This is a genomic window from Bradyrhizobium sp. PRIMUS42, assembly GCF_023006515.1.
Lineage (GTDB): Bacteria > Pseudomonadota > Alphaproteobacteria > Rhizobiales > Xanthobacteraceae > Bradyrhizobium.
Map to the genome: position 1 here is coordinate 1 of NZ_JALBGZ010000145.1, position 10,977 is coordinate 10,977.

The following is a 10,977-nucleotide window of genomic DNA, read 5'->3' on the forward strand; positions in this document are numbered from 1 at the left end:
GGACTGATCTCGGGCAATGCAACAGGGGCTGCCGCCGGCGCGGTTCTCGGCGGCGCAACCGGAGCCATCGCGGGCGCCACCGCCGCATCCCAGCCCGGTTACTATTGGGCGCAGGGCACTTGCTACTACCGCTATCCGAGCGGCCAGTATGTGCAAGCCGATCCCCGCGCCTGCTACTGAGCTTTCCAAGCCGGATTGAAGCAGAGGCGGGCCCCGGCCCGCCTTTTTCTTGCGCGCCGGTAATTGCGTCAAATTGGCGCTGGCGCTCGTTGCCGCCTCACGCAAGTCTCAAAACAAAAATGTCGGGATGATTCGCGGGGACGTGAGACATGCTGGATGCAATCCAGATCAGCTTGGCGCTTTGGGCCATGATCGTTTGCGGCGGGATCAAGCTTGGGCAGGTGCTGCACTGCCTGCTCTAGCGCACGATTCCGGCGGCGACCCTTGCAGGGGGACGGATCACCCTCGCGTCAAGACACGAGCCAGTTGAAGAACGCAATCGCGCCCCAGACCAGGCCGGCGATCCAGGCCAGCATCACGATGCCGATGGTCCCGAGATAGGCGACGCCGACCAGATCGCTCCTGTGTCGTTGCGTCGGGACGTTGGCTGAGGCTGCTGCGTCTTGTGTCATGACGGAAAACACCATCGATGTCCTCGCGCGCTCCTGAAAGCGTCGAGACCATGTTTAGCCGAGGTGCAGGGCCGAGACTGTGACGCCATTCACAGATCGTAAGAATGAAGCTGATCTTCACGGCTTCGCAATCAGCGCATGCATACGGTGAGGTGGGGTGCCCGCGCGCTCGTCCAGCCAGGAAACCGTGACGTGACCCCGCAATCATACGGACGAAATTGCCACGCGCTTGTCCAGATGGCCGGCTAGAGTAGACCTCATGTGTACCAGGTACGACCCACGGCATGAAGCCGAGGCCGCGATGAAGCGGGCTGCGGCATCGGAAGGCGTCGATCGGCAACGCTTGATCCAGCTGGCCTTGGCCTGGAATGAGCTCGCCCGCGATCGGCGCGACGAGCGGGCGGACTGAGGGCAATTTCTCGGGGAGATTTGACGATCACAGGCCGAGGTCGCTCGGCCCGTTGATCTACATGGGAAGGCCCCGTGCTCGGGGGACAAGCACGGGGCCCTTCAAAGCCGACCGGGGCTGGGAGGTCGGCACCACTTGATTTCGTGCATTCCAACGTACCCATCGTGATCTCGTTCCACGCTGTCTTTGCATTATTGTGCCCCGTTTCGATGAAAGCCCCCGAAGGGGCTCAGTGTTTTAGGCGGCTTCCGTCTTCGGGACTGCGTCGGCATTCACTGACAGCTTGACGACGTCGCCTTCGACGGCACCGACATATTTGGTGTCGATATAGTGATGATGGTCCTTGTGACCTTCCGGGCTGTCCTTGCGCGTCAGCTTGATCCGGTTGCCCTCGACGCGGTCGACGGTGCCGACATGTGCGCCGTCCTTGCCGATGATTTTCATGTGCTCTCTGATGTCAGCCATGTTGTCCTCCTTGCATAGGTCTCAACTGCCGACTCCGCTGTTCGTTGCAGCAGACTGGCGTTGGACCCAAGGCGCTTTCCGCACGTTGAACCTCCGATCGGATCTGCCAAGACGCACATGGAGACCATTCAGGCCTATCTGGAACGGAAGCATGAGGAGCTCAGGCTGTTGAACGACTGCCTGAGACATCGGCTTGATCTGGCGCGTCCGCGTTCCGTCGACGATATCGTCAGGTCCAAATTCCAGATCACCGCGGCGCTGAGGGCGGAGCAGGAGCTGCACGACTGGAAGGCGACCGAGACAGCCTGGTCGCATACGGCCGATCGCGTCAGCGGGCCCTTCGAGTTCAGTTACGACTACCAGCGAGCGGACCTCACGGTGCGCGGGCCTTCATTCTATGAGTTCGACTGCGGCTGCGCGAGCACGGCGATCTATACTGCCTCAGGCATGGCCGCGATCTCCGCCGTATTGCTGGCCTCCGCGCAGATTGTCGAGAAGGCTGATATCCTGGTGCTTCCAGGCTCCTATGGCGAGACGCTGGAGCTGATCCGGGGCTTTGTTCCTCATTTGCGGCTCGTGGCTTTGAGCCTGCCGCTGGGCGATGCGTGTGCTTCGGGGAATTCGCCGCGAATTCTTCTGTTGGATTCCTGCTCTCTCGCAGGCGCTTTCGAGGCCGCGCTCCGAAGTGACGGCTCGGGTCTCGATCTCCTTGTTTTCGATACGACCTGCTTCGCCGGCCGTTCGGGCCGGATCAGGCGGGTCCTGAAATGGGCCCGGCGATACGGAATTCCGCTGGTGCTGGTGCGAAGCCACAACAAGCTCGATTCGCTCGGGGCGGAATATGGCCGGCTCGGCTCGGCCGTCTTCGTGCACGGGAATGAGCCCCGGCAGCGGGCAGGACGCCCTGAATGGACACGTCTCGCGTCCGAAACGCGCAACGCGGTGCGACTGCTCGGCGGCGCGGCCTTGCCGGCGCATTTCCCGCCCTTCGTGGGCAGCGCGGCCTACTTGGCCCTCACGAAGCGGCGCGTAGCGGCAATCTTGCGCAACAGCCGAAGCATGGCTCGCTATTTTGCTGCGAAGCTCCCGGCGCTCTCGGCCGAACTCCATTTCACCCACGGTCTCTACGTTACCCTCCGGGGCAAGCGTCCCCTCGACGAGGCAAGCGCGCGGCAGGCGGCCGAGGACATGAGCAACGAGCTGCGCGCAGAAGGCTTCCCGATCCGCCACGCCGGCAGCTTCGGTTTCGACTTCGCCGCGACCGAGTGGTTTCACGACGCGACCACGGACCAATACAGCGTGCGGGTGGCGGCCTCGGATTTGCCGACGGACATGTGGGACGATCTCACCGCGGCGATTGCGCGGTGGTGGTGGGCCCATCAGTGCGCGGGCGGTGAAGCTTGAGTATTTTGGCGATAGGGCGAGGAGGGCGTCTCGATCAGTCGATCGCCAGGCAATGCTCCAAGGTCGGCTTTTCGTTGTTGTCGCGGTTGGGACGCGCCCACTCCTGGACGGCAAAGGAAAGGTGATGCTGGCCCATAGCGGCGCCAATGATCGATGCTTGAGCCACCTTGATGGGCTTCGTGACCACACTGGTGTTCACAACGCCTGCGTCGATTGCCAAAAACGACATAGCGACGATTGCCACCGCAGATGCGATGGCCATTCTCGTCCATTCGGCTGGAAGCATCGGAGTCCTTGACCGGGCGCAATTCGCCCCGCGCTTAGATAGGGCTGTTCGGCCCGGTTCAAAGGCCGTCGTATGGTTACCCACGCGTTCGTGAAGGCCGGTGAACTTAGAATGAGACTGGCGATCCCAGCAGGACTCGAACCTGCAACCCGCGGAGTAGAAATCCGCTATCATGCATTGAAATACCTTATAAATTTAGGATCATGTTGCGCTTTTGTTGCGCCTCCCGTATGCTCCCGAGAATTCGCGAATGGGCGAGGGGCGCAACATGTCGATCAGAAAGCGGACGTGGAAAACCGAGGCCGGCGAAGAACGCTCCGCCTACGTCGTTCAATATTCGACGGCGGAGCGCGATGACCGCGGCAAACGGCGCCGGCACATCAAGACGTTCGACCGCAAAAAGGATGCCGAGGATTTCCAGGCTCAAGTTCGCATCGATGTGAAGAAAGGCGTCCACACGCCCACGAGCCGCAGCATCACCGTTGAGGAAGCCGGCGACCTTTGGATTGACGGTTGCGGCGATCTCGAACGATCAACGGTGGATCAGTATCGGCAGCATCTTAAGTTCCACATCAACCCCTATCTAGGTGGCTTGAAGCTTCCGGCGCTGACTGTCGCGGCCGTTAGGGAATGGCAAGATCGGCTCCGCAATGGCGTGCCGGCACCGGGCGAGCGAGAGACCGAGGCGCGCTCGGCTGTGATGGTCAAGAAGGTGACGACTTCCCTATCGAGCCTGCTCAGCGACGCCTTGGAGCGCGGGAAGGTGGGGCACAATGTCGTCCGCTCGATGACGGCGAACCGCCGCCGAAAACGGAAGGTCGAGCGTCGCCAAAAACGCAAGCTGGTCATCGGCCGAGATATCCCCGAACCGCGCGAAATTGACGCCTTGTTGCAGCAGACCGACAACGAGCGGTGGCGTGCTTTCTTCCTTGCGGCGATTCGCTGTGGACTCCGCGCGAGCGAATTGCGTGGACTCAAATGGCAGGACGTCGATTTCAAAAAGAGCGAGTTGCATGTTCGCCAACGAGCCGACCGTTACAACACGATTGGCAATCCGAAATCTGCGGACAGCCAGCGGAATGTGCCGATCCCGCCGAAAACCCTGGCGGCACTCAAGACTTGGAAGCTGCAATGTCCGAAGGACGATGGGCAACAGCATCTCGTTTTCCCCAATGGATCCGGAAAGGTCGAGACGCATTCGAACATCATCGAGCGCGGCCTCATTCCAGCCTGGGAAAAGGCCGGCATCACGGTGCCGGTGCTGAACGCAAGCGGGAAGCCGGAGCGCGATGAGGACGGGAAGCCAGTGGTAAAAGCGAAGTACACAGGTGCGCACAGTTTGCGACATTACTTCGCGAGCTGGTGCCTCGCGCGGCCACCTATAGGGCTTGGCTTGAACCTCAAAGAGCTATCCGAGCGCATCGGGCACGCGTCCATTCAGATCACGATCGACACCTACGCGCATCTGATTCCGCGCGCCGACCACGCCGAAGAACTGGCCGCGGCCGAAGGGGAGTTTGGTTAACCATTCATTTAGGAATTTGGTGGTAGTTTATGGTGATAGTCATCTAGACCAGTAGTTTTCAGGTTAGCGCCGAGACGGCGTCATAGGGCACAGCACCCCGATCTGAACCAACGAACGTCGAACGGCACGCGTGACGCAAGCCGAGAGCCAGCACAGTAAATGTGCTCGCCTCGGCTTTTTTATTGCCCGAGCGAGCACCGATCCGATCGGAGACTCGCTAAGTGTCCAATATCAGCAGCACCGAAAACGATCAGTTCGTTTGGGGCGCGAAAGCCATCGGCAAGGTCATCGGCCGCACCGAGAAGGGCGCATTTCATGCGCTTCAGAGCGGCCGGGTGCCTGGCGCCCGCAACGTGGCCGGCCGCTGGGGCCTGCACATCCCAACCTTCCTCGCCAGCTTCCAAACCACCAACACGCCGCGCGAACCCATTGCCGCGTGAGCTAAGTCGCCGCTCGTCGGCGGCTGACGGCGCGGGGTCGGTGCGTTCCTCTCGCCGGTCCCGCGCCACCCCTTCAACATCCACGGAGTTCACATGTCCACCATTCGCATTCCCGCCGTTCCGCTCGTCGAGAGCAACGGCACTTTCGGTCATCACGTCGACACGCGCGGCCAGCACCGCATGAGCAGCGACGGCTCGTTCGGTCATCACGTCTCTCCGGAACCGATCCCCATGTCGTCGACCGTGAACGGCGTCACCACGACCATGCCGCCCGACGAGCGGAAGTGATCGCTGCATAATTCACAAATTCTAAGAGGAACACGTATGTCCACCCGCGATATCTTCATCCGGAAATTCGACTCGCTGAATCAGGAGCGCATTCCGTCCCGGCGCATCTCGGCGATTGGCAAGGCAGCCTTCGACATTCGCGACGCCGCCGCTGCGGCTGCTTCCACGGCAGCGGGCAACCCGCATTTGAACGAAGCGGGCCAGCGCAATGCAAAACAAGCGGCACTGCGCGATCCGCTTGCCGAGATCGCCCGCAGCAAGGCCGAACTGCGTCGGATAGCAGAACAGGCTCGGGCCGAACTGAAGGCTCTGGCGCTTCCGCCGATCGAAAAAGGCGATGTCATCGCGGAGATGCGAGAAGCGGAGATGAGAGCCATAGTCCGCGCAATGCCGCAGGAGAAGCGCGACACACTGAGCAAGCTTTCGCCTGGCATGGTCGCGGCCATAGTCCGCGCCGCACCGGAAGTTAGCGGCATATCGCGCAGCGTGCACGAGCAACTTCATTCCGAGTTGATCGAAACGGCCCATCCGGAGAAGGTCGCAGCGGTCCGCGCAGAAATTGAAGGGCTCCAGTTTGCCGAACTGGCCGTTAAGGAAACCGACAAGGCTTTGACCGAGGCTGCTGATTTTGCGCCCGGCGAGGAATACGCGTTCCGCGCTCAAATTGACGCGGAGATCGCCAAACCGCCACAGCCGACCAAGCCGGATCCGAACGATCTCGACGCGATCATTTCCGAGCATCGGCGTCGGCACGGCATTCGGGCGGAGTGATCGCAATGTCGTCGGTCTCGCAGGGCAACTCCATCACAATCATGGTTCCGGCCGATCGGACCTTAGAAGTCTCGACGGCCGGCGAGGCATCGGTCACGATCGAAGGTGGCCGCACTTGGTGGCTTCGGGCTGGCGACAAGCGGCGGTTGGTCCTGCCCGATCCCGCCAAGCGCGTGACGATCACGGCTATTTCCGGCACCGCGACCTACACCATTTTCTATACCGACGTCGTTCCCTTCACCGGCAACCGCGCCTTGAGCCTCGACGACAACGGCAAGGTGCTGCGATGTGACGACACGTCGAACGTGACGATTACCGTTCCTCGTGATCTCCCTGAATGCTTCACTTGCGGCTTTATGATGTGGAGCACGGGCACCATTACGGTTGCGGCTGGCTCCGGCGCGACGAAACGGTCGAGCGCCTCCGCTATCAGCGCGCAATATTCCAGCGGTGCCATGCTCGTGGGCAAGAACTCTGACGGCGCGGCTGCCGAATTCATCCTTAGCGGGGGTTTCGCGTGACCGAGGCCCTGAAAGACATCGTCCTCGATTTCGAAGCCGCAGCACTGCGCGCCGTCGCAAACGGTGGCAAGCGCCCTTACGTCGAGCGCGCCAAGAAACGCGCAGATGACAAATTGCGTGCACTCAAAGCCGGCGCCGATGCGGATTTGCTGGAAGCCATCTTCGCCGCGGCAATCGAGATTGAAACCAAATCCAAAATGGCACTGGAAGCTGCAACATGAGCACGGATATTGCGACACTCGGGCTCAAAATTGACTCTTCGCAAGTCACGACGGCCGATGCCGCGCTGAACAAGTTTCAGGCGTCGGCGAACGCGGCAGCGGCCGGCGCGGACAAGCTACAAGCCGCGACCAAGACGACCGGCGCCAACGTCGCAGCCGTGGGCAAAGCCGCCGAGACGGCCGACAAGGCCATGCAGAACATTGCCAAGTCCACCGGCCTCACCCGTTCCGAAATGATCAACCTGTCCCGCCAGTTGCAGGACGTCGGCGTTTCGTTGGTCTCGGGTCAGTCGCCGTTCATGGTCCTGGCGCAGCAGGGCGCGCAGATCGCGGACATCTTCGGTTCGAGCAAAACCGGGACCGTCGGCGGCGCACTCCGGCAAATTGGTTCAGGTATCGCCAGCGTGTTAACGCCGATGCGCCTGCTCGGCGGCGGTGCGGCACTCTTGGCAACGGGCTTCGCGGTCGCCGCGAACAGCATCATCAAATCGGAACTGGCGCTCGACGACTTCGCCCGCTCGACCGACCTTTCCCTGACCAAGATCCACGCGCTACAACAGTCGGCGTCGTTCAAGGGAATCGGTAACGAGGATTTCCAAAAGGGGATTACCGGGTTCGCCGACGGCGTTTACCAGGCGCAGCGTAATTTTGGCTCGCTGAATTCGCTGATGATAGCCAATGGTAAGAGCGCCAAGGATCTGTCCGGCTACCTCGGGAATGTTGCCGATCTGGTCGCGCGCGCTACGAGCGACGTCGAGAAACAGAAGATTTTGCGCGAAGCTGGCCTGCCGAGCGACGCCGCGTGGGTCCGCTACATGGAGCAGGGCTCCAAGGGCATCCAGACGGCCGCGGATGGCACGATCAAATTCAACGAATCGGCCGAACTGAACTTGATCCGCAAGGCTCGCGAGTTCGACGACGCTTGGAACACCGCATCGACGAAGATGGGCCAGTACCTCAAGAGTGGTATTCTTGAGGGCATCAATGCGCTCGACACGCTGCAGAGCAAAGTGCGCGACTTCGGCAATGCTAGTTTTTGGACCAAGTTCACGGAGACTACTGGCAAACTCGGCCTCAACTCCGATCCGAAGAAAATGGGAATCGAGTTCGGCGTGCCGTTCGCCGACCGGTTTGGATCGTTCGACAAACCGTTGAACTCGAACGGCCTGCAGCGCGGGCTTAACCAGCGTGCGGGCGTTGCCGAGCCCAAGACCTCCGCCGAACTGATGGTCGCCAATCAACAAGCACAACAGCGGATTGCGCTGCTCGGCAACCTGGCAACCGTCGAGGATCAGGTCAAGGCGAAGGAACTCGAACTCGCCGCGGCGGCGCTGCAGGGCGTTGGCGTTTCCAAGCAGCAAGCCGAAGCGATCAAAAATGTGGTCCGCGCACAGGCGGAAATGTCGCGCGTCTCCGAACAGGCGAGCATCGGCGTTTTCAGTTTCCGCGATGCAAGCAAGGCCGCCGCCGATACGCTGCAATCGTGGGTCGACAGAGGCATCGTCAATCCGAAGGATCTGGAAGCGTTTGCGGCCGCCTCCAACTATGCCGCGAAATCCGTCGAAGCACTCTCCGACCAAGCGAAGGTGGCCGGGTCATTGCTGCCGCAATTTCAAGCAGCCATCAACGAAGTGGGCAATGCGCGCAAGCAGCTCGATTCGGTGATGGTCGACGCCATGTCGACGAATAGAAGCTTTTTCGTCAGCTTCGGGCAGCAAATTCGCAGCGGTGCCTCGGCATGGAACGCGTTCAAGTCGTCCGGTCTCGACGCGCTTGGGAAGATTTCCGACCGGCTGATGCAGATGGCGGCCGATTCTCTGTTCGCAAGCGCCTTCGGTGGATCGTCCTCAGGCGGCCTGCTCGGGCTGCTCGGCATCGGTAGCGGCAGCGTCCCGGTCATGTCCTCAGGTCTCGGTGCCGGCACGGGCGGCCTGTCATTTCCCATGTTTGCGAACGGTGGCACGCTTGCGGGCGGCTGGGGCGTGGTCGGTGAGCGCGGCCCCGAACTGATCAACGTCCACAAGGGCGGCGCAACGATCATCCCGAATCACGTTTCACGCGCCATGCTGCCCGGGTTCGCCGACGGCGGCACATTGAGCCCATCTGGCGCCGTATCGCGTCTGGCGGCCGGCACTGCGCCAGGCAACGTGAGCGCGCCCGTGTCGATCGCCATCGATGCCCGTGGCGCCGACAAGGACGGACTCGCGCGCGTTGAGGGGCAGTTGCGTCAGCTTAAGGCTGAGCTGCCGGGCCGCGTTGTCTCAGCCGTAACCGACGCGAAAAAAAAGCGGATGCTCTGAGATGACGCCGAAGCACAAGCAGCAACGTGATCGCAGCGAGCAACCGCTTGCGGCACCTCCGGTCGACGCGACGATGCTGGATCCGGCGTTCGACGATCTCAACGACGCGGATGCCGAGTGGTGTCGTTGGAAATGGCCCGAGCGCGCCGATGAACACTAACCACAGGGACCACAGATGAAAATCGAACTTCATAACTTGCCACCCGAACTCACCGAGCCTCCGGCCGATGCACGCGGCCTGGTCGCGTTTCAGCCTTCCACCGGCACGTATTGGCAGAAGGTCGACGGCAAATGGCTGCCGAGCGCGGAAGCGAATGCAATCCTCGAAGCACTCGGTGGCGTCAGCCCGGACGCTGCAAAGCCGATGCGCGATCTGCACCGCCGACAGGTGAAGCTACTAGCCAATAAATTGATCCTCGTTCAGGACCAGCTTGTGCGGATCATCGACCAGACGGCAAACGCTCATGCTGCAATTCCCATGGCGGCGCCCGCCGGACAATTTCCGCCTATTCCTCCACGTCACACCTGACCGGACCGGGACCGCCGTACCGCCCTTATAGGGGGGCGGTCCGGTCGGTCCGTATGGCCGGCGCTGGACCGGTCGGACCGCGGTCCGAATTTGGTCCGGTCGGTCCGTGGAATTTCAACGACTTAGATTTCAACATCATATTGAGATGGAAATTCAAGCGGGAGCACGTCACCGTTTATTTGGGCCAACTGAAACGATCGATCTCATAGGCCCAATGGTAGAGATTGGCGATCATGTTATCGATTGCGCGCCCCGGCAGCGTCACCGTTTCTGGTATCCGTTCTCCCGCGAGAAACGTCAGCCTCGCCGGCTTCGGAGGTCTCTGCTCGTCTAGAGCCCTTTGGAGAACTGCCGCAGCCTCCTTCATAACAACAGAGGCGCTGCGCGCTCGTTTATTCAGCGCTTCCCTGGTTTGCGGTCCGACCATTGCTAAGTTCCTCTTGGTCAACATCAGTGGCAAAGCATTCTTTAATTCGCACCGGTTTTCCAGCGCCTTCGCACCCACCTCGACACGCTCCGACATCGATTAACGGATTGTATATCTTCTACTCTCATTATAATGCGTTGAGATACAACGTCTTTCTGAAACATGATGCGCCTATGTTGCGCCCTTAGCCGGTGATGCGGGTTGAGGGCGCAATTCGCAATGGAAAATCGCGAATGAAATCTGGACCTAAATGCACCGTCTGCGCTCATGACGAGCGTTGGCGGATCGAACTGTTGCGTGCCGGCGGCGCATCGCTCGACAGCCTGGCCACGAAGTTTGGCTTGTCTAAAGATGCGATCGGGCGGCATTGGCACAATCACGTCAGCGCGGAAATGAAGGCGTCGTATTTGGTCGGGCCTGCGCAGCTCGCCGACCTGGCCGCGAAAGCCGCGGACGAGGGCGCATCAGTGCTCGACCACTTCCGGGCCGTGCGCACAATGCTGATGTCGCAGCTCGCCGCGACCACGGAGGCCGGGGACGCGCGCGGCGCGGCGATCGTAGCCGGCCAGCTCGTCGGCGTGTTGGAAAAGATCGGCAAAGTGACGGGGGAAATTGCCACGATCGCGCAGGGCACCATCAACATTCAGAACAACGTGGCGATTGTGAACAGCCCGCAGTTCGCCAAGGTGCTGGCGGCCATCCTCCGTGCCTTGGCGCCTCATGGTGCGGCGCGCGCGGCCGTGGTGGCGGCGCTGCACG

At 61.1% G+C, this 10,977-nt stretch carries 15 protein-coding genes, 1 tRNA gene and 1 pseudogene; 12 read left to right on the forward strand and 5 right to left on the reverse strand.

Features of this window, described 5'->3' with window-relative positions; all coding sequences use genetic code 11:
• A pseudogene (locus tag MOV75_RS13865) lies at positions 1-180 on the forward strand (hypothetical protein); the annotation flags it as partial.
• 290 nt (positions 181-470) lie between these two features.
• On the opposite strand, the gene MOV75_RS13870 reads toward MOV75_RS13865, so the two are convergent.
• Together MOV75_RS13870 and MOV75_RS13875 are read right to left on the reverse strand one after the other, a co-directional pair.
• Positions 471-647: a hypothetical protein gene (locus tag MOV75_RS13870; RefSeq protein ID WP_247005997.1), complete on the reverse strand. Its 177-nt coding sequence runs from the start codon at positions 645-647 to the stop codon at positions 471-473.
• Between the two features lie 631 nt (positions 648-1,278).
• Complete coding sequence (locus MOV75_RS13875; protein ID WP_027574503.1) at positions 1,279-1,506, reverse strand: DUF2171 domain-containing protein; 228 nt, start codon at positions 1,504-1,506, stop codon at positions 1,279-1,281.
• Between the two features lie 117 nt (positions 1,507-1,623).
• On the opposite strand from MOV75_RS13875, the gene MOV75_RS13880 reads away from it, so the two are divergent.
• Positions 1,624-2,910: a hypothetical protein gene (locus MOV75_RS13880; RefSeq protein ID WP_246930501.1), complete on the forward strand. Its 1,287-nt coding sequence runs from the start codon at positions 1,624-1,626 to the stop codon at positions 2,908-2,910.
• 34 nt (positions 2,911-2,944) lie between these two features.
• Here the strand turns inward: MOV75_RS13880 and MOV75_RS13885 are convergent, their stop codons facing one another.
• Positions 2,945-3,172 carry a hypothetical protein gene (locus MOV75_RS13885; protein ID WP_246930503.1) on the reverse strand — a complete coding sequence of 76 codons (228 nt, stop codon included), beginning with the start codon at positions 3,170-3,172 and terminating at the stop codon, positions 2,945-2,947.
• A 142-nt stretch (positions 3,173-3,314) separates the two neighbouring features.
• Positions 3,315-3,399: transfer RNA gene (locus MOV75_RS13890), tRNA-Arg, on the reverse strand.
• Between the two features lie 65 nt (positions 3,400-3,464).
• Here MOV75_RS13890 and MOV75_RS13895 point away from each other — a divergent pair.
• The 9 genes from MOV75_RS13895 (at position 3,465) to MOV75_RS13935 (ending at position 9,791) form a co-directional block, all read left to right on the forward strand.
• On the forward strand, positions 3,465-4,721 hold the full coding sequence (locus tag MOV75_RS13895) for a site-specific integrase (RefSeq protein ID WP_247005978.1): 1,257 nt from the start codon (positions 3,465-3,467) through the stop codon (positions 4,719-4,721).
• A gap of 221 nt (positions 4,722-4,942) precedes the next feature.
• Positions 4,943-5,161 carry a hypothetical protein gene (locus tag MOV75_RS13900; protein ID WP_247005980.1) on the forward strand — a complete coding sequence of 73 codons (219 nt, stop codon included), beginning with the start codon at positions 4,943-4,945 and terminating at the stop codon, positions 5,159-5,161.
• Between the two features lie 93 nt (positions 5,162-5,254).
• Positions 5,255-5,449, forward strand: a complete 195-nt coding sequence (locus MOV75_RS13905) for a hypothetical protein (protein ID WP_247005982.1) — start codon at positions 5,255-5,257, stop codon at positions 5,447-5,449.
• Positions 5,450-5,485: 36 nt separating this feature from the next.
• On the forward strand, positions 5,486-6,220 hold the full coding sequence (locus MOV75_RS13910) for a hypothetical protein (protein ID WP_247005984.1): 735 nt from the start codon (positions 5,486-5,488) through the stop codon (positions 6,218-6,220).
• Positions 6,221-6,225: 5 nt separating this feature from the next.
• Complete coding sequence (locus tag MOV75_RS13915; RefSeq protein ID WP_247005986.1) at positions 6,226-6,741, forward strand: hypothetical protein; 516 nt, start codon at positions 6,226-6,228, stop codon at positions 6,739-6,741.
• Complete coding sequence (locus MOV75_RS13920; protein WP_247005988.1) at positions 6,738-6,962, forward strand: hypothetical protein; 225 nt, start codon at positions 6,738-6,740, stop codon at positions 6,960-6,962. The genes MOV75_RS13915 and MOV75_RS13920 overlap by 4 nt, the downstream gene beginning before the upstream one ends.
• Positions 6,959-9,262 (forward strand): phage tail length tape measure family protein, encoded by a 2,304-nt coding sequence (locus MOV75_RS13925; protein WP_247005990.1) that lies wholly within the window; start codon positions 6,959-6,961, stop codon positions 9,260-9,262. Before MOV75_RS13920 ends, MOV75_RS13925 begins: the two co-directional genes overlap by 4 nt.
• 1 nt (position 9,263) lies before the next feature.
• Entirely contained in the window at positions 9,264-9,422 is a 159-nt protein-coding gene (locus MOV75_RS13930) for a hypothetical protein (RefSeq protein WP_247005992.1), read from the forward strand.
• A 15-nt stretch (positions 9,423-9,437) separates the two neighbouring features.
• On the forward strand, positions 9,438-9,791 hold the full coding sequence (locus tag MOV75_RS13935) for a hypothetical protein (RefSeq protein WP_247005994.1): 354 nt from the start codon (positions 9,438-9,440) through the stop codon (positions 9,789-9,791).
• Positions 9,792-9,966: 175 nt separating this feature from the next.
• On the opposite strand, the gene MOV75_RS13940 is transcribed toward MOV75_RS13935, so the two are convergent.
• On the reverse strand, positions 9,967-10,296 hold the full coding sequence (locus tag MOV75_RS13940) for a hypothetical protein (RefSeq protein ID WP_247005995.1): 330 nt from the start codon (positions 10,294-10,296) through the stop codon (positions 9,967-9,969).
• Positions 10,297-10,451: 155 nt separating this feature from the next.
• Between MOV75_RS13940 and MOV75_RS13945 the strand changes: the two genes are divergently transcribed.
• On the forward strand, positions 10,452-10,977 hold a 526-nt coding region (locus MOV75_RS13945; protein WP_247005996.1), incomplete at its 3' end, for a hypothetical protein.